This is a genomic window from Vibrio barjaei, from assembly GCF_001639065.2.
In the GTDB taxonomy this organism is placed as follows: domain Bacteria; phylum Pseudomonadota; class Gammaproteobacteria; order Enterobacterales; family Vibrionaceae; genus Vibrio; species Vibrio barjaei.
In genome coordinates, this window is sequence record NZ_LQXO02000022.1 from 246,429 (window position 1) to 265,476 (window position 19,048).

At 43.5% G+C, this 19,048-nt stretch carries 19 protein-coding genes; 17 read left to right on the forward strand and 2 right to left on the reverse strand.

The window, feature by feature from the left end:
* Positions 1 to 132: 132 nt before the first annotated feature.
* From AWH66_RS11680 to AWH66_RS11725, 10 genes are all read left to right on the forward strand, one after another.
* Positions 133 to 1,830, forward strand: a complete 1,698-nt coding sequence (locus AWH66_RS11680) for an alpha-amylase family glycosyl hydrolase (protein ID WP_063603114.1) — start codon at positions 133 to 135, stop codon at positions 1,828 to 1,830.
* Between the two features lie 66 nt (positions 1,831 to 1,896).
* The gene (locus AWH66_RS11685) at positions 1,897 to 3,246 is read left to right on the forward strand and encodes an ABC transporter substrate-binding protein (RefSeq protein ID WP_006070820.1); all 1,350 of its coding nucleotides are present in this window, start codon (positions 1,897 to 1,899) and stop codon (positions 3,244 to 3,246) included.
* 103 nt (positions 3,247 to 3,349) lie between these two features.
* Positions 3,350 to 4,213, forward strand: coding sequence for a carbohydrate ABC transporter permease (locus AWH66_RS11690; RefSeq protein ID WP_006070822.1), 864 nt, complete (start codon positions 3,350 to 3,352; stop codon positions 4,211 to 4,213).
* Positions 4,214 to 4,219: 6 nt separating this feature from the next.
* Positions 4,220 to 5,182, forward strand: coding sequence for a carbohydrate ABC transporter permease (locus AWH66_RS11695; RefSeq protein WP_063603115.1), 963 nt, complete (start codon positions 4,220 to 4,222; stop codon positions 5,180 to 5,182).
* A 5-nt stretch (positions 5,183 to 5,187) separates the two neighbouring features.
* A complete protein-coding gene (locus tag AWH66_RS11700; RefSeq protein ID WP_063603116.1) occupies positions 5,188 to 6,285 on the forward strand; it encodes an ABC transporter ATP-binding protein in 1,098 nt (365 codons plus the stop codon).
* Between the two features lie 39 nt (positions 6,286 to 6,324).
* Positions 6,325 to 8,175: a hypothetical protein gene (locus AWH66_RS11705; RefSeq protein ID WP_063603117.1), complete on the forward strand. Its 1,851-nt coding sequence runs from the start codon at positions 6,325 to 6,327 to the stop codon at positions 8,173 to 8,175.
* Between the two features lie 7 nt (positions 8,176 to 8,182).
* Complete coding sequence (locus AWH66_RS11710) at positions 8,183 to 9,202, forward strand: LacI family DNA-binding transcriptional regulator (protein WP_063603118.1); 1,020 nt, start codon at positions 8,183 to 8,185, stop codon at positions 9,200 to 9,202.
* Between the two features lie 171 nt (positions 9,203 to 9,373).
* Entirely contained in the window at positions 9,374 to 9,730 is a 357-nt protein-coding gene (locus tag AWH66_RS11715; protein ID WP_063603119.1) for a hypothetical protein, read from the forward strand.
* 3 nt (positions 9,731 to 9,733) lie between these two features.
* A complete protein-coding gene (locus AWH66_RS11720) occupies positions 9,734 to 10,084 on the forward strand; it encodes a GlpM family protein (RefSeq protein WP_063603120.1) in 351 nt (116 codons plus the stop codon).
* A gap of 97 nt (positions 10,085 to 10,181) precedes the next feature.
* The gene (locus AWH66_RS11725; protein WP_063603121.1) at positions 10,182 to 10,865 is read left to right on the forward strand and encodes a DNA alkylation repair protein; all 684 of its coding nucleotides are present in this window, start codon (positions 10,182 to 10,184) and stop codon (positions 10,863 to 10,865) included.
* Between the two features lie 33 nt (positions 10,866 to 10,898).
* On the opposite strand, the gene AWH66_RS11730 is transcribed toward AWH66_RS11725, so the two are convergent.
* Together AWH66_RS11730 and AWH66_RS11735 are read right to left on the reverse strand one after the other, a co-directional pair.
* Positions 10,899 to 11,483 (reverse strand): GNAT family N-acetyltransferase, encoded by a 585-nt coding sequence (locus AWH66_RS11730; protein WP_063603122.1) that lies wholly within the window; start codon positions 11,481 to 11,483, stop codon positions 10,899 to 10,901.
* Positions 11,484 to 11,555: 72 nt separating this feature from the next.
* Positions 11,556 to 12,395, reverse strand: coding sequence for a helix-turn-helix domain-containing protein (locus AWH66_RS11735; RefSeq protein WP_063603123.1), 840 nt, complete (start codon positions 12,393 to 12,395; stop codon positions 11,556 to 11,558).
* 243 nt (positions 12,396 to 12,638) lie between these two features.
* Between AWH66_RS11735 and AWH66_RS11740 the strand changes: the two genes are divergently transcribed.
* The 7 genes from AWH66_RS11740 (at position 12,639) to dgoD (ending at position 19,046) form a co-directional block, all read left to right on the forward strand.
* Positions 12,639 to 13,358 (forward strand): FadR/GntR family transcriptional regulator, encoded by a 720-nt coding sequence (locus AWH66_RS11740; RefSeq protein WP_063603124.1) that lies wholly within the window; start codon positions 12,639 to 12,641, stop codon positions 13,356 to 13,358.
* Between the two features lie 91 nt (positions 13,359 to 13,449).
* Positions 13,450 to 14,340: a 2-dehydro-3-deoxygalactonokinase gene (locus AWH66_RS11745; RefSeq protein WP_063603125.1), complete on the forward strand. Its 891-nt coding sequence runs from the start codon at positions 13,450 to 13,452 to the stop codon at positions 14,338 to 14,340.
* Between the two features lies 1 nt (position 14,341).
* Positions 14,342 to 14,983: a 2-dehydro-3-deoxy-6-phosphogalactonate aldolase gene (locus AWH66_RS11750; RefSeq protein ID WP_063603126.1), complete on the forward strand. Its 642-nt coding sequence runs from the start codon at positions 14,342 to 14,344 to the stop codon at positions 14,981 to 14,983.
* Between the two features lie 15 nt (positions 14,984 to 14,998).
* Positions 14,999 to 15,994 carry a TRAP transporter substrate-binding protein gene (locus AWH66_RS11755; protein WP_063603127.1) on the forward strand — a complete coding sequence of 332 codons (996 nt, stop codon included), beginning with the start codon at positions 14,999 to 15,001 and terminating at the stop codon, positions 15,992 to 15,994.
* Between the two features lie 57 nt (positions 15,995 to 16,051).
* Positions 16,052 to 16,597, forward strand: coding sequence for a TRAP transporter small permease (locus tag AWH66_RS11760; protein WP_063603128.1), 546 nt, complete (start codon positions 16,052 to 16,054; stop codon positions 16,595 to 16,597).
* Entirely contained in the window at positions 16,597 to 17,877 is a 1,281-nt protein-coding gene (locus AWH66_RS11765; RefSeq protein WP_063603129.1) for a TRAP transporter large permease, read from the forward strand. Before AWH66_RS11760 ends, AWH66_RS11765 begins: the two co-directional genes overlap by 1 nt.
* Positions 17,878 to 17,885: 8 nt before the next feature.
* Positions 17,886 to 19,046 (forward strand): galactonate dehydratase, encoded by a 1,161-nt coding sequence (gene dgoD, locus AWH66_RS11770; RefSeq protein ID WP_006070847.1) that lies wholly within the window; start codon positions 17,886 to 17,888, stop codon positions 19,044 to 19,046.
* Positions 19,047 to 19,048 lie beyond the last annotated feature (2 nt).

Sequence of the window (19,048 nt, forward strand, 5' to 3'; positions counted from 1 at the left end):
TAAATAATCAATAAAGCCTGTTTAGACTAATTATAAATCGAAGTTATCAAGTGGTGAATTTTAAAACCACTATTTTTTGGAAAAGTATCAAAACCGGTTTTGGTTGTTTGATTTGTAATAATGGATATCAACATGGCTCAGGAACAGACGGCTAACTCTCAAGTTAAAAAAGACCTGCAACAAATTTTGGCAGGTGTGTATTCGCCAGCTCAACTTAATGAACTCATTCCCAACCTTCTAAATCTTATTGCGAACCAGCCAGAGTATGTGGGCAAAAAGCAATGGGTTGATCAAAACGACATCATGCTGATTACGTATGGTGACTCAATCAAAAAACAAGGAGAGGCACCGCTTCACACGTTGAGAGAGTTCTTGAACGATAATGCCGCTGATGTTCTTTCTGCGGTACATATTCTCCCGTGTTATCCGTATACATCGGACGATGGATTCTCCGTTGTCGACTATTGGAAAATAAACCCAGAACTGGGTGATTGGCAAGACGTTCAATCGCTGTCGAATAGCTATGACTTAATGTTTGATGGTGTGATCAATCATATTTCAAAATCCAGTGATTGGTTTCAGGGCTATATAAAAGGAGAAGAACAGTATCGAGAGTTCTTTACTGAAGCTAATCCAAACCGAGACTACAGCTCAGTCACACGCCCTAGAGCATTGCCACTACTGACGACTTTTGAAACGGCTCACGGTACAAAACATATTTGGACGACGTTTAGCGAAGATCAAATTGACCTTAATTTCCGTTGCCCAGAAGTGTTCCAGAAAATTGCCGAGTTACTGCTGTTTTATGCTCAGCAAGGAGCCTCTTTTATTCGTCTTGATGCGATTGGCTTTATGTGGAAAGAGTTGGATACCCCTTGTATTCATCAGCCCCAAACTCATGCCATTGTTCAGGCGTTGCGAGCATTAATGAGCGCAGTGGCACCTCACGTTAAATTGATCACTGAAACCAATGTACCGCATAACGACAATATTAGTTATTTCGGCAACGGTGAGAATGAAGCGCATTTGGTGTACCAGTTCCCGCTGCCGCCATTAACACTGCACACATTGCAAACAGGCAGCAGTGAAAAAATTGTTGAATGGATGTCGAGCTTAGAACCGTGTTCGGAACAGACCACATTCTTCAACTTCTTAGCCTCTCATGATGGCATCGGTGTGCGTCCTGTTGAAGGCATCTTAAACAAAGAACAAGTAGACCATTTACTATCAGTAGTGCAGACCAATGGCGGCCGTGTTTCATACAAAGATAACGGTGACGGTACACAAAGTCCTTATGAGCTGAATATCAACTATTTTGATGCCATCCGCAATGCGAATGCGGATGACCAAACTAACCTAGATCGCTTTATGGCGGCCCAGTCCATCCTTATTTCGATGGCGGGGGTTCCTGGAATATATGTGCACAGTCTATTGGGGTCTGGAAACGATATAGAAGGATTGGAACGCCTGGGGTATAACCGCGCGATTAACCGTGAAAAGCTTGATCGTACTAATGTGGAAACTGAGTTAGCGAATCCAGAATCTCGTCGTGCCCAAGTGCTATCTCGCTTTAAGCATATTCTAAGTATTCGTAAGCAACAGAGAGCATTTGCTCCTAGCGCTAGTCAGCGCGTAGTGGCAACCAGTGAGCAATTGGTCACTTTTGTGCGTGATGAGCAAGTGTTGGTGGCAATTAATATTTCAAATCAAGCGGTTGAGCTAGATACCAATGCAGTGCTTAAAGGAGTCGCTCACGATTTGATTTCTGGTAACGACTTAAGTGGTGTTGTTACTGTACAACCATATCAAGTGATGTGGTTAGCTAAGTAAAAAATAGAGCCAGCTAAGCTGGCGACTCATAAATAACATGAATCCTAAATCGTAAAGGATATAACGATGAAACTAAAAACTCTGACCCTTGGACTTGCCGTAGCTGGTTTAGGCTTATCTAGCCTTGCACAAGCGACTACAGTTGAGTATTGGACAACACAAACCCAATCAGACCGCCTTCAGACGATAGAAGTGATGGCTGATGTGTTCGAAGCATTGAACCCAGGTATCGATGTGAAAGTTGTGGCAGTAGATGAAAATGACATGCCGAAGCAGATTGCCGCCGCCGCCGCATCGAATACGCTTCCAGATATGATTGAAGTAGGCTCTAACCTGTCTTTAGCGTTTGCTGAGCAAGGTATTGTTGATTTAGACGCCACGACAGCAACCATAGAAGCAGTAGGTAAGGACCGTTTTTATAAAGGTTCATTGAAGTTGGTAGAAGATCCAGATAACAATAAATTTGTTGCTCTACCATATCGTGGTTGGGTTCAAGGTATTTGGTATCGTGCTGACTGGTTTGAAGAGGCGGGTTTGGAGCCACCGACAACATGGGAAAACATCCAAAAAGCAGCGAAGTACTTTAATAAGCCTCAGGAAAACCAATACGGCATTCTCATCGGCACAAAAGCGGATAGCTATGCTGAGCAGGTTTATACGCAGTTCGCACTATCAAACGATGCGGGTCAGTTTGATAAAGACGGTAACCTAATATTCAACTCTGAAGCGCAAAAAGAAGTTTTAGACTTTTATAAAGACCTTTCAAAGTACACACCTCCGGGTCCACAGACATGGCGCGCACGTGACTACTATTTGCAAGGCAAGCTAGCGATGTTCTTCTACTCCACGTATATCATGGATGACATTGCACTTGCAGAAGCCGCAGCAAGTTCATTGAGTAACGAGAACTTTAAAGATCTTAAAGGCGCGACATTTGATCCAAATCTAGCGAAGAACACGCGTTTAGCTCCAGCAATCACTCATACTTCAGCCTCTACATTTGGTACCTTGGTTGGTTTCTCTATCATGAAGAACGACAACAAGGATGAAGTGGAAGCGACGAAAGCGTTCATTGAATACATGAACGAGAAAGATCAGGTTGTTGCATACTCTCACATGGCACCTGGTGGCCACCTTCCTATGCTTCGAGACATCGCTGAAACTGATGAATTCCTTAATGATCCAAAAGGCATTTTTGCTAACTACGGTAAAGAGTCCATTAAGGAGATCATTGCTGGTTTTGAGAACATCAAGAACTTCTCTATTGTGGACGGTAAGGCGTTCCCTGAATCTGGCGAGATCTTCTCGAAACAGATCATTCCACGCATGATCTATAGCTCTGTGATTGAAGGACAAGACACGCAAAAATCGTTGGATTGGGCTGAAAACGAGATGCAGCAGCTTATCAAAAACTAACTCTGCATAGCGATAGACGTCGCTGGCCAGCCAGCGGCGCACCTTCACTAAGAACCTTTACGGGGCAGCATGGTGCGCTGCCTCAGATTAACAAGGAATTACCATGACACCATTAGAGAGAGCAGAAGCGCGGTTCGGGTGGAAGCTTGTCGCTCCGACCATTGGCATTATTGGGCTTTTGATACTCTATCCGATCGTTTTTAATGTTTACCTAAGCTTCTTTGATGTAAAGCTGAACGGTGACAAAACTTTTGTCGGGATTGCCAACTACGCTCGCTTGCTGGCAAATCCAGACTATTACTCATCCATTGCAACAACCGGTATCTACCTATTTGGTACTGTTGCTGGCACAACCCTGTTAGGACTCGCGGTTGCATTATTGATGCGTAATCCGTTCCGAGGTCGTGGCCTAGTGAGTGCCGCTATTCTTATGCCATATTTTGCGCCGGTTATTTCCGTTGTATTTGGTTGGCAATTTCTTTTTGACCCTGTTAACGGTGTCTTCAACTGGTTAATGGTTGATGTACTGCATATCTGGAATCAACGAACCAACCTCATTGGTGAACCTGGTTCGGCTGTTTGGGTCGTTATTATCTTTGATGTTTGGAAGCATTTCCCGATTGCATATCTGTTGATTCTTTCCAAGTTGACGTCGATTCCTAAAGACCAATACGAAGCGGCGGCGATTGACGGTTATGGACCAATTGGACGTTTCTTCCATGTGACGCTGCCAGAAATTTATTTCGTGTTGGCAACGGTAGTGATTCTACGTTTGATTTGGAACCTGAACCGCTTTGAAGACGTGTTCCTTTTGGCGCCCAATGTTCAAACTCTTCCAGTATTTACGTATTACCAAGCTTTCACTGGGGTAATCGATCAAGGGCTTGCAGCAGCAACCTCCGTGATCCAGTTCAGCGTCTTGTGTGTGCTGATTTGGTTCTATGTTAAGAAAATTCTTAAGTGGTAATTCATTATGTTAGGAAAACCAACATTTAAAGGACGTATTGGATTTGCGTTAGCAATTTTCTTACTGGTGAGCTTCTGCTTACTTCCGTTTGCGCAAATACTCTCGACCTCGTTAAAGCACCAGTTTGACTGGGGCAACCCGTCATTGATTCCTCAGGTCGTTAACCTCGATGCCTATAAGGAATTATTAGGCTTAACTGAGCAAAAACAGGTAGAGATACCGGCAGCAATACAAAAGATTCTAGAGAATCCTAAGCTGCCTCAAGATAAGAAAGACGCCATTATGGCGAAATACACCAGCAACTCTGATGTGTTTCCCTTTGGCCGGTTTATGCTGAATAGTTTCTCCATATCTGCGGGAGCGGCTACGGTGTCACTCATATTCGCAGTCATGGGTGCTTATTCCATTTCACGCCTGCGATTTACTGGGCAGGTAATTGTTCAGCGCTCGGTGCTCTTCGTTTATATGGTGGGCGGCGTACTGTTGATGGTACCGCTGTATCAAATGGCGGTAAACGTCGGGTTAGCGACCAGTATGTGGGGTAGTCTGTTCTGTCTCTTCGCCATCTATATTGTGCAAACATTGCCAGTCGCGCTGTATATGCTGGGTAACTACTTCCGCACGATCCCTTTTGCGTTAGAAGAGGCCGCGATGATGGATGGCTATTCGCGCAAAGAAGCGATCTGGAAAGTGGTATTACCGTTATCAGTACCTATGCTCGCAACCGTGTTTATGTACTGCTTTATTATCGGCTGGAATGAATACCTGTTTGCGTCTGTATTCTTAAAACAATTCAAAGAGTTCTACACATTGCCACTCGCGCTACAAGAGCTATTTGTATCGAAAAATGCGATTTGGGACCGAATCATGGCAGCGTCCATGTTAACTCTGGCTCCAGTCGTAGTGTGTTTCTTGTTTGCTATGCGTCATATGGATGGTGGCAAAACTGATGGTGGTGTGAAAGGTTAATAATTATGGCTTCTATTTCATTAAAAAATATTGTTAAAAACTACGGTGACACCAAGGTTGTAAAAAACATCAGTCTTGATATCGAAGATGGCGAATTTGTGGTTTTAGTTGGCCCATCTGGTTGTGGTAAATCGACTACGTTACGTATGATTGCAGGCCTTGAACAGGCAACATCTGGTGAGATCTCCATTGGCGACCGAGTGGTTAATGATGTCGAACCACAACATCGTAATATTGCGATGGTGTTCCAAAACTACGCATTGTATCCGCACAAAACCGTTGAAGAGAACATCGTGTTTGCTCTACGCCGCTTAAAGATGGAAGAGTCGGAGATCCAGCGCCGGTTGGAAGATGTTGCCAAAATGCTCAAGCTGGAAGATTACCTAAAGAGAAAGCCAGCTGATCTTTCTGGTGGCCAGCGCCAACGTGTTGCTATGGGGCGCGCAATTGTTCGTGATGCTGACTGCTTCCTGTTTGATGAACCTTTGTCAAATCTGGATGCCAAACTGCGTAACCACATGCGTACCGAGATTGCGCAAATCCACAACCGATTTGGCCGCACCAGTGTTTATGTTACCCACGACCAAGTCGAGGCAATGACGCTAGCGGATAAAGTGGTGGTATTGCGAGATGGTATTATTGAGCAAGTCGGCTCTCCGATGGAGATCTTCCTCAACCCAGTCAATATTTTCGTTGCGACCTTTATTGGCTCTCCGTCAATGAACATCATGGACGGTACACTGTACAACGACTATCTGGAACTAGGAGGATATCAACTGCCTAGAAAGCTGCTGACCGGAGTTCATTTTGATGAGGCAGTACCGGCGGAGGGACTTGCTGTAAAAGTGGGCATTCGTCCAGACTTTTTCAATGACAAGGAGTTCTTTGGGGAGAGTGAAACAACCTTTAACTTCGATAATATCAACATCGACCTAGTTGAACCGATGGGGTTTGATAAAGAAGTGTTGTTTAAGTTGGGAGAAGAGAACGTGAAAGCACGCCTAGACCTTCGCTCAGAAGTAACACGCGGCCAAAAAATGGACTTGCTCGTCGACTTATCTCGTGTCCTTCTGTTTGATGTGGAAACAGAGCAACGCCTTTAATTGCTAATCCCCTTCATCGGTTTGTGAAGGGGATTTTTTATGGATGCCAATATGTCTCTACTGCCGAAAATTTGTGAATATCTCAACGTAAATAATCAGTTTTCCCTATTAAAAGGCTCTGATCTTTCAAGTCAGCTTTGTCACGCGTGGTTTGTTAGCCAGCAGCCTAACCATGTTGAATATCAAGTCGCCTGTGAGCTTCTTAACATAAATAAACACCATCCTGTCTTGAAGTTCCTAGATGCGTTTGTACCGGACGCTGAAGCCGAGCTTTCACATAACTATGATGAGTTACCCGAAGGCGATAACCCTCTTTGGCAACTATTCAGCCCCGAAGCCATAGCGGCTAAATCGACACCCGAAAAGGTAAGAGAGGATATTCACCGCAATCGAACTCTGCATAATATGACCAAGTCGTCACAGGCGATTACGGATGTTGCTGCACAGGTCTTGTTCACGAGCAATGTGTTATTAGGTGTACCACTCCGAGGAGATGATGTTAACCACTTAACGTTGGGGGAGTGCTTCCATCAAACCTTACAGCAGGCTCAAAACCAGCAGCAAAAGTATTGGTACGATCATCCTATCCCTGTTGGCATCTCTGCCGAAGAGAATGAGGTCCTTTATGGCTTAAAGCACCTTGATGAAGCGTTGGCAGTGGAAGTAAAACGAGGCAACCTTGCACCAGGCGCTAAGGCAACTATCGTCCTGTCATGCTCGGTGACACACCCTGCGTTGGCAGACATTGCGAAACAGTATGTTGAGTTTGAGATCAACACGCACCTTAACCTCAAGCACCTCAATGTAGCAGTTTTTGGTGAAAGTGAATGTCTTGAGGTGCTGCGTCATGCATTTCCAGAGGCAAGTGATGACCTTAAAGGTGTGTTCGGAGTAAACGGGGCATATGGAAGACACTATAGTTTCCTTAAAGCGGTAGCGCCGTTGTGGCAAAAAGCAGTGAATCCGGATCTCAAAGCTACATTCAAAATTGACCTTGACCAAGTGTTCGACCAAACCATGCTCATCAACGAAACGGGCAAATCTGTGTTTGAACACTTTTTAGATTCTAATTGGGGTGCTAGTGCCGTTGATAACAGTGGCCACAAGGTTAAACTGGGTATGATTGCTGGTGGATTGGTCAATGAAAGCGATGCTCACTTGGGTCTTTTTACCCCTGATGTGACACTGCCGACAGGGCGGGATTATGCCATGTTTGAGCAGCTATTCTGTGCTCGTTGGGGTCAGGCGATTTCCACCCAAGAAGAAGTAATCAGCCAGAGAGATGACATCCAGCGTGTGCACGTCACAGGCGGAACCAACGGAATCTTGATTGACGCACTGTATGAGTTCCAACCTTATACGCCGACGTTTATCCATAGAGCTGAAGATCAAGCATTTATATTATCTGCCTTAGCTAACCCAGTCGATGGTCATTACCTTGCGTACAGCCATCAACCTGGGCTGATTATGCGCCACGATAAAGAAGCGTTTGCTGGACGAGTCATGGAAGTATCGGAGGCTGGAAAGGTGCTCGGTGATATTGAACGAGTGCTGTTATTTAGTGGCTACGCTAAACAGCATCCATTGGGAATTGAAGCGCTGAAGGCAAAACTGTATCCCTTTACCGGTACGTTTGTCTCGAAAACACCAATCGCACTTGCACTGTTGAGGTTTATGTTAGAAGGTTGCTATCGAAACAAAGATTACTTAGATGATGGTGCACACCGCTTGGTTAACTGCTTGAATTATTGTAAAAATGATTTAGAGAATGAGGTCATCTCCAATCAAAAAGGTTGGCGAGAGTACTATTCACAATTGAAGGAAGGAGTGTTGACGCCACAAGCCGTTACCTCCGTCAGTCGTTGTCAGTTATTGGTCAGTGAGTGCTAAGGATATTATGTCGATAAAAAAACTAGCAGAACATTTAGGGCTCTCTAAATCTACTGTTTCGCGGGCGTTAAATGGATACAACGATGTAAACCCAGAAACTCGACAAAAGGTGTTGGCTGCGGCAAAGGAGATAGGCTATAAACCTAACCCAACAGCGAAGCGCCTTGCCTCAGGTAAATCAAGAAACGTTGGTATCATTCTACCGGCTAACTCACGAATGTTCGTTTCACCAGCTTTCTCAAAAGTACTAGCGGGCGCCTCTGCATTTCTTGCTCGTCATGATTACCAATTGATCGTAACAACGATCGCTGATTGCCAAGATGAGAATAAGGTCTACTTGGATTTCATTGAAAGTGGTTTGATCGACGGGCTTTTTATTGTTCGTACGCGCAGCAATGATGAACGTATTGCCATGCTAAAACAGAAGCAGTTTCCCTATATTTGCCACGGTTACGATATCGGCTTTGAGGAAGATTGCTTTGTCGACGTTGACAATGAACATGCCTTTTATCAGATGACAAAACGTCAGCTAGAGCATGGACATACGCGTATTGCTTTCCTTGATGCCCCCATTGAACTCACACTCTCTCAAGCTCGTAAGCGGGGTTATGTTAAGGCTATGGAAGAAGCGGGTCTATGTGCGGATGACCGTTTATTGCTTAACGGTGAACTGAACGAAGAAGACGCGATCAAGATGGCCAAAGAGGTGTTGTCATTAGCTCATCGCCCAACGGCGATTTTGTGTGCTGATGATACCATGGCGTTAGGTACGATAGCAGCTTGTGAGGAGCTTGGTTATCAGCCTGGTGTCGATATTGCGATTGCGGGTTATGGTGACTATGAGCACAGTCGTTACAGCAAGCCTTCAATCACGACCTTGCATTACGATACGCATAGTGTGGGCGAAGAAATGGCCAAACTGATGCTTAATCGGTTGGAGAACAAGGGTTTTGTGATTCAAAACTGGTTCGAAGCGGAAATTGTGTCTCGTCAATCTGACAAAATCACAAATAAGGCATTAACCTAATCGAAACTGAGCAGCCTACTGCGTATACACTGGTAGGTTGCTTTCTTAATGCTCCAATTGTTTGTATGTTTTACCATCGGCTGAGAATTCACCTCTACCTATTCCTCGCTAGTCTTTACCATCCACTCTAACCTGATGCTTGTTATAACCGACAATCATGGAGCGCAGGCAATGAACTTAATCGTCAACGTGCACAAAGGTGTTCGTAAACTCGGCTTTGAGTGGGCAACTCGTCAAGCTTGGAAGTGTGGAATGAAAGCTAACTTGGTGAATCGAGTGATTGGTGTTGCTCGTGGGCAAGTGGTGTGCGTGATAGATGGCGCACGAGCTGAGCTCTCTACCGAGCTGAATAACCCTCACCATCATGAAGAGAAGCAAGGGCGATATGTGTTTATTGGTGGAGTAGTGTGGGAGCCAAACGACTTGCTAGCTCCAGCTTTTCCAGAATTTATGTTTATGCATGTTCGCAACTTGGGGAGTAAGCATAAATACATGACCGACGACGAGCTGTTCTTCAATTTGGCTTAACCAATGATCGCCTTGTTTATTAAGTGCTTGATTGGAGCTCTAGCGGTTTTGCTTATTGCGATTCTTTCGAAAAGTAAAAGTTTCTATATTGCTGGGTTAGTGCCACTGTTTCCTAGCTTTGCGCTTATTGCCCATTACATCGTGGGTACTGAGCGTAATATGGAAGCGCTTCGTATGACGGCACTGTTTGGGATATATTCTTTACTTCCTTATGCCGCTTACCTATTGACTGTGTACTATTTCAGCTACTTCTTAACCCTAACTGGGACCTTACTTTCCGCTGTGATGGTATGGATTCTCTTTGCAACCATCTTATTGGGAGTGTGGAACAGAACTATGGTGATTGCGGCTTAATTCAGGTGGTCTTTAGTCATAGGGGTAGTGTACGCTCTAGACAGCTTTTCCCCAGATTGGTAGATGGCTGAATAATTCGTAGGAGGAGTGTGACGATATGCGCCCATGGAATCAAACAGTAAAAGCAACATTAGAACCATTGGCAAACGCTGAAAACGCCAGCTTTATGAAAGCCTACATGCGTGGTCAGTATACGTTCTATGGTATTCAGTCTACGCCACGAAGAGCAGCTTTAAAAACGTTATTTACCAAGAGCCAACTTCCTTCTTTGGATGAGCTTTCAGGTGTGATTGATGAGTTATGGGCACAGCCTGAGCGAGAGTTCCAAATGGTCGCGGTTGACCTGCTTATCAAACTCAAAACTCAATTACCGTTAGCGATGTTAAAGGACTTAGAACGCTGGGTAACCACGAAGTCATGGTGGGACACTGTCGATATGTTAGCGACACATATTTTAGCGAGTTATTTTGTTCGCTTTCCCGAAGAAACTGCACAAGTAATAGGGGAGTGGCGGCAGTCGGAGAATGTCTGGTTACGACGTTCAACGCTCCTCTACCAGTTAAAATTCAAGCAAAACACTGATAGAGCTTTGCTTTTTGAATTGATCCGAGAAAACCAATTAGATAAAGAGTTCTTCATCCAAAAGGCAATAGGTTGGGTATTACGAGAATATTCAAAAACCGATGCAGAATCTGTCGTGCGCTTTATAGAAAAAGAACGAATTGAAGGGTTAGCGAAGCGAGAAGGGCTAAAGTGGTTAAAGAGCAAGCAGCTTATTTGAACGCTTTAACCACTCCATGTGCTAAGGGAACATTTAGGCACGTTTTAAGTACTGCTGTTTCGTCATGCCATAAAACAACTTAGAGTCAAAACCTTGTGTGGTTTTGTAGTAATCAGCGTGCTCACCCTCTCTGACATAGCCACACTTTTCTAACGTTTTGTATGAGCCAACATTTGAACCATAACAGTCGGCACAGACTTTATGACTGCCTAGTTCATTGAATGCCAATTCCGTCATTAGTTGGCATGCACGGGTAGCAATCCCCTGTCCCCAAGCGAGCCTTGGAAGCTGATAACCTACCTCACGGTTACCCTCTAAGAGCATAACTTGGGTGATGGCAGTCATCCCCATGTATTGTCCTTGATGGTCTCGAATGACAAAAGTTGGGTTATCGGGCCAGCGCTGCTCTTCGAGTGCTTTTTCAGTATCTTCAACAATGGGAGCAAAAAATCCCTGGTATAAGGCTTCGTCTGCTGGGGCAAAAAATAGGTATTGATTCACTTCTTCGTCGTCAAACATCTTGAAGATATCGACGAGATCCTTTTGTTGGATCAATTGGATAGATAGCGTTTCATTAAACGGTACTGACTCGCCGTGTTTTAATTTTGAATATGACATTGGTTACCTCGTTATTATTTGCGGACCATGTTAATGAACTTTTCCAAAGATGAATTGTACTTTTGCGACAAATTACGTCTCAAAGTCGCCATAGATGTCTATAGTAAGGTCGCGCTGATTCAGGTAGCGATTCGGTGTTCGTTTGATCTGCTGTTTGAGTTGTTTTATGAGGTGCGATTGGTCGCTAAAACCAAATCGTTGAGAAAATGCCGCCCAATCCACAAACTCTGGTTCTTGGTATAATGCGAGCACCATCTGTTCCAGCTTTAGCATTGATTGGTATTTCTTAATACTGAGCCCCATAACTTGGCGAAAGTGGCGCTCAAGCGTGCGCCGAGTGCTATTACAATCTTGCGTCAGTTGTTCGACATTTAGCTCGCTGGCTTCATCACTACTTAGTTGGTTAGCGATAACGGAGAGAGCCTTAGAAACTAATGAATGGGCTTTGTCTTGTTGATAGCTTATTCCTAAATATTCAAGCTGCTTTTTTATACAACCGACGACTTCTTGTTGAGATACGCAGTCAAGTAACGACGCCTCAAATGGTTTGTCAAAGCGTAAGGCTAACCAATCGTACCAGCCACATTGATTCAGTAATTCAGGGGATTGCGAATTGAGTAAATAAAGAGCGTCAGGCTGAAAGGTGATGCCAATCCGCTTTAACGGAGAAACATCATCCATCAGCAACAAATGCTCGGAGGCCGAGAGTAAATGACTACCTTGTCCACTCATTACCTGTTCGCCATTGTCATAATGGTAACGCTGCTCAGGCGGTGTAAACAACAGATGAGCTCTCGGGTTCGGAATCAATTGTGGAGGCGAACTAATTACCTCATTAGGTTTAACCTCTAGATACCAAACTTGATGAATTAACCATTCATACCCTTCAAGGGACTGCTTCCAAGTGATCATTGATACCGTGTTGTTGATTTAGGGGCTTTGGTTTCATTGTAAATTAATTTGTGAGGAGTCGGTATGAGTATGTGTTGTAGTTCTGTTCTCATCAGTAGCATAGTTTCGCTCATACGCTATACATTGAGCGTAGTATTGATACCGTATTGAAAGTAGGTTGTCTTTTTGATATTCGTGTCACATTATATATCCATATAAATAGCTACCATTTGTATAACTAGCAACGAACACTTGTAACACAAGATGGCATTGACAAAAACACAAATCGTAGCAAACCACCTCGCAGAAAAAATCCTCAAAGGCCAGTATCTCCCTGGTGACTCCATTGCTGGAGAGAACGAATTGGCGACCACGTTAGGCGTGTCTCGAACCTCAATTCGCGCAGCAATACAGACTCTAGCAGGAAAAGGCATGTTATCTACTGTTGCCAAAATGGGCACCATAGTTAATGAACGTAACAGATGGAACTGGCTTGATATAGAACTGTTACGTTGGATCTCTGAGTTTGATGTTGACCACGAACTGATTCCAAGTTTGATGGAAGCAAGACTTATTTTTGAGCCTAATATTGCTGCATTAGCCGCGTTAAATGCGACTTCAAGAGATTTAGTTGCATTAGAGGAAGGCTATGAGTTAATGGTTAAAGGTGAAAAAACAGTAGACCGAGATTTATTTAATGAAGGTGATATTAAATTCCATAAAGCGCTAATTGCATCGAGCAATAACTGTTTTCTTCTTTCAATGGGAGATGCATTAATTACTGCATTGGGTATGACATTTAAACATACGCTTGAACAAGAAGTGGAATTAAGTGCACCTGCAATTAAAATGCATTTTGATTTAATGGAAGCAGTTAGAATGCGGGATGTAGAAAAAGCTCGATCTGTAATGAGAAATATTATTATGGACGCTATTGGCAAAACTATTGGTAAAGATGTGACGTTCCCCCAGTTCATCTTGTAGACTTTTTGACCATCATCACAACAAAGTCAAAATTTTTTACTTATTCTTCTTGTCATACAAAGATGTGTTTATTGTCTGACTTGGAGGTTGAGTGGGTAATACATGGATTGCTGTTGATTGGGGAACCACCAATTTTCGCGCCTTCTTGATGAATGGAGATGGCGCCTGTATTGAGGAGAAATCGGCAGAGCTAGGCTTGCTATCTGTAGCCGATAAGCGGTTTGATCAAGCGTTGAAAGCCCAATTAGGGAGTTGGTTAAACCAGACGACAAATATATATATGGCTGGGATGGTGGGTTCCAAGCAAGGCTGGATAGAGGCAAAATATGTCTCACTGCCAGCTACGCCTGAGCAGTTTTTACAGCACAGTGTTGCTATCCAACAAGGTTGGGCGTCGAGCGTAAAAATTGTCGCAGGAGCGACATGCATAAATGCATGTGGCCAGCCGGACGTTATGCGTGGAGAAGAAGTCCAGTTGATTGGTTTATCACGTATTGCTAACCAAAATAACTTCAGCGCAATTCTACCTGGGACGCATAGTAAGCATGCAATTTGGCATCAAGGGAAACTAGAGTCTTTTGCCACTTATATGACTGGAGAGCTATTTAGCTTACTCAAAAAACACTCCATTTTAGGACTCAACCTTGATCAACAATCACTCTCTAGCCAAACATTTTATTTAGGATTAGAGCTTGGGTATGAACAATCATTAAATAGTATTTTATTTAGTGCCCGCACTAATCGTCTGTTTGAAAAAATAGCTGAAAAAGATGTTCTTGAATATTTGTCTGGGCTACTGATAGGCAATGAATTGAGTCATTTAAACAGAGAAGAAAAACATTACGTTATAGGTAGTGAATCGCTGTCTAACAAATATGCTATAGCGCTAGATTTTTTAAATTACCAAGGTGAAATAGTTTCTGGGCAAGCATGCTTTTTAGAAGGTATGTATCAATTTTACCGATTAGATTTGGATAAATAATATGAACTCAATTGAACTTAGAAACAATCCCTGGTTTAAAAATAATCCACTTATCGCGATTTTGCGCGGAGTGGAGAGTAACGAGATAGTAGAACTAGCCAGCAAATTAATTGAGCATGAATTTCGGTTGATTGAGATCCCATTAAATAGTCCGAACGCACTAGAGAGCATAGAGTTGCTAGTTAATGAATTTGGTAATGAAGCCATTATCGGAGCGGGAACTGTAACCGATGAAGAGAAGCTTGACGCAGTGCTAGCTGTTGGTGCAAAGCTGATCGTTACACCCAATATGAACCCGCAGGTAGTCAGAAAGGCAGTAGAGCATCAGTGCCTTGTCTGTTGTGGTGTCGCGACGCCAACAGAGGCATTTGATGCGATTGCCAATGGTGCGACAGTGCTAAAGCTCTTTCCTGCTGAAGTAATTAAACCTACAGGCCTAAAAGCAATCAAGTCGGTTCTTCCGCCTGAAGTTATGTGCTTGCCTGTTGGGGGAATAAATCCCGATCCAGCCATAATGCGAGAGTATCTTGACGTTGGGGCGGAAGGATTTGGACTCGGCTCCAATCTATATAAGCGCGGTACCTCGCTTGCTGAAGTGGAGTCAAATGCAATCGCTTATCGCAATGCTTGGAATCAACTATAACAACAAGGTGAAACTATGAAACTCAAAACCCTACTAACCGCATGTGCGCTACCTATGTTAGCGGTCTCAATTCATGCAAATGCCGCCAAAACAATGCGTATTGGTATTGGTGTTCCGGAGTCGCACTTTGAATATGCGGCAATGGAAAAGTTTGAACAATACGTTGAATCGGCAACCAATAACTCGATTGAGGTAACGGTTTATCCGAGCAACCAACTTGGCAGCGACCAAGAAGCACTGGAGCAGATCAAATTCAATGCAGTGCAAATGAACCTACCTTCGCCTGCTGTTTTGGGTAATATTGTAAAAGATTTCAACATTTTAACGCTCCCTTTTATTTTCCCTACAGAAGAAATTGCTAACCAAGTTGTTGATGGTGAGTGGGGACAAGAACTGTCATCCAAGCTAGATAAGGCAGGCTACGTTGGTTTGGGTTACGGGAACTTTGGTTTCCGTCACGTAACCAACAATGTTCGTCCAATCCACACATTAGAGGATTTTAAAGGGCTTAAACTGAGAACGATGCAAAACAAAGCTCATTTAGATGCGTTCCGAGCATTAGGAGCTAACCCAACGCCAATGGCGTTTTCAGAACTGTTTTCTTCACTGCAACAAGGGGTAGTTGATGGTCAAGAAAACCCATATACCAATATCTATTCACAACGTTTATACGAAGTGCAAAAGTATGTTTCTGATACTGGCCACGTCTACTCTTGGGTTGTGTTTGTCGTGGGTAAAAAGTTCTATGATGGACTCACTGAGCAAGAACAAACTGCATTACAAGAAGGGGCGAAGATCGCGATCAATCATATGCGTTCGGCGGTAAAAGATACCGATGCACAGTCGCTGCAAAATATGATCGATGCTGAGTTGACATATACTCCAATCGATCCAGCAGTTAAAGCCGAAATACTAGAAAAGGTAGCGCCAGTGGTTCAAGAGTATGCGGATAAGATCAACCCTGATCTATATAAAAAGCTAACTCAGCAAGTAGCACAACTACAAAAATAAAATCTCTTTATATAGGGCTGTGCAACGCAGCCCTACTTTAAAACTATCGGTGTCTATATGAGTAATAAGAAAACATCTTTCTTAGACAATATAGAAGAATATATTAGTACCTTACTTTTTATTTCTCTTATTGTGCTATGTTTCCTACAGATTTTATTTCGCTTTGTTTTTAACTTCTCTTTGTCTTGGACAGAGGAATTATCTCGCTATGTATTTATCGCACTAGTTTATTTTGCCGCTAGCTTAGCCGTAGTAAGAGGTGCCCATGTACGTGTCGAGGTTATTGACGGAATAGTGAAAGGTAGAAACAAAAAAATCCTTGATTCCATTATTGATCTTTCATTTGCAACGTTTATGGCATGGATTGGTTTCTATGGATTGGAAATATCGGTTGATGCGCTCAATATTGAGCAAACAACACCTGCGCTGGAATGGCATGCAGGATGGGTGTACTCAATTATTCCAGTCTGCTTTTATTTGATTTCTCTACGCCTGATTCAGCGTGTATATCGCCGGGCAACGGGCAAGTTAGAACATGAGTATGCACTCTCTGAAGCCGAAGAAGCGCTGCATAAAGTACAACAAGAGCGAGGTGATAAATAATGGACGCGTTTCTATTAACTATGCTGGTGTTTGTCATCCTGTTGTTTATCGGGATGCCAATTGCGATCAGTATTGGTATGTGTACCGCTTTTGCTTTGGTTATCGCAGATATCCCGATGTCATTTATTGCACAGACTGCTTTTACCTCATTAGATTCCTTTACTTATCTCGCGATACCGATGTTTATTTTAGCTGGTTTCGTGATGGAGAAAGGGGGCTTGTCGGCTAGGATAGTCAACTTTGCCTCTAGCTTAGTTGGTAGAGCATCTGGCGGCCTTGGTATTGTAACTGTTGTTGCGTGTATGTTCTTTGCGGCAATTTCTGGTTCTTCGCCAGCTACCGTGGCGGCAATTGGTTCAATGATGGTGCCTTCCATGATTGAAAAGGGTTACAACCGTCACTTTGCCGGCGCATTGACCGCATCAGCGGGCTCATTGGGCATTCTAATACCGCCATCTATTCCGATGATCATTTATGCGGTGACGGCTGAGATCTCGATTGGTGATATGTTCCTAGCAGGCTTTGTACCAGGTGGTATGATTGGCTTAGGCTTGATCCTTGCGGTTTACATAATAGCGAAAAAGCGTGGTTATAAAGGTCAGGACGAAGGCTTTAATCTAGAGCGAGTCAAGACTACCTTTTGGGAAGCTAAATGGGCACTATTGACACCAATCATTATTCTTGGTGGTATCTACTCAGGGATATTCACTGCAACAGAAGCCGCGTGTATCACTGTTATTTATACTCTTGTAGTTAGTTTCTTTATACATAAGGAAATGACCTACGCTGATTTAATACCTACTATTTCTCGCGCAGCGTTAACTACAGGTTGTGTCATTATTATTCTAGGTTTCGCTACAGCATTTGCACGTTATCTTACTATTAGTATGATTCCGCAAATGATAGGTGAAGCAATTCTACAGATTACTGATAACCCAACAATTATTTTATTGATCTTTGTTGCGCTTATTATGTTTACAGGTTTGTTTATTGAGACCGCGGCACAGATATTAATCTATACACCATTATTTTTGCCGATATTGGTTCAGCTCGGCATTAGCCCATTCCACTTTGGTATTATTTTGATTGTCGGCACTGAGCTTGCACTTATTACTCCTCCTGTTGGTGTTAACTTATTTGTTGCTAAAGGTATTACTGGCTCCTCTATGGTTCAGTTAACCCGCGCCGTTATTCCATTCCTGATCAGTATGCTTCTGGTTCAGATCGCGTTGGTATTTATGCCTGGTGTTATTACTTTCCTCCCAGATTTATTTAAGTAAGGTGAATTATGAAGATTATTGGTTATGAAACATTTATCGTCGCGCCTCGATGGGGCTTTCTAAAGATCATTACAGACGAAGGTATTGTTGGTTGGGGGGAACCTTGTTTGGAAGGTCGAACACATACAGTGCACACTTGTGTCGATGAGATGATGGAATATCTTATTGGTAAAGACCCCTTTGATATGGAGTTGCATTGGAACTACTTACATCGCTCGACATTCTATCGAGGTGGTCCAGTGATGATGTCTGCGTTGTCAGGTATTGATCAAGCGCTGTGGGATATTAAAGGCAAAGCCTTGGGTGTACCTGTCTATGAACTGACGGGAGGTAAGTGTCGCGACAAGATTAAAACATACTCTTGGATTGGCGGAGATCGCCCTGACGATGTGGTCAATATGGCGAAAGATCGCGCTGAACAAGGTTTTACGGCTATCAAGATGAATGGTACCGATGAGCTTAACTTTATCGACAACTACAGCAAAGTTGATGCGCTACTCGAACGTGTTCAGAGCCTGCGTGATGCGATGGGCAAAGATTTTGGTATCGGTATCGATTTCCATGGCCGAGTGCATAAGCCAATGGCGAAAATCTTAATGCGTGAGCTTGAGCCGATGAAACCTATGTTTGTTGAAGAGCCTGTCCTACCTGAGCACTTTAGTGAATCAATTCATGAGATTGCCCAATATGGTGCAATCCCAATCGCAACAGGTGAGCGTTTGCATTCTCGTTGGGAGTTTAAGGAGTTACTCAAACATGGTGGTGTAGATATTATTCAGCCAGATGTGTGTCATTGTGGCGGCATTACTGAATTGAAGAAGATTGCCTCAATGGCAGAAGCATACGATGTGGCATTAGCGCCGCATTGTCCGTTAGGGGCGATCGCGTTAGCTTCGTCAGTGCATATCGATACCACCTGTCAAAACGCCATTATTCAAGAGCAGAGCGTGGGTATTCATTATAACCAGGGCAATGATGTGCTTGATTACATCAAGAACAAAGACGTGTTCCAGTTTGATAACGGTTATTGCCTCAATCTTGAAGGCGACGGTTTGGGGATCGAGATTGATGAAGAGTTTATGCGTGAACAAAACCAAAAAGCGCAATCCTTACCAGCGTGGCGCAATCCACACTGGACTAACGAAGATGGTTCATTTGCAGAGTGGTAAAC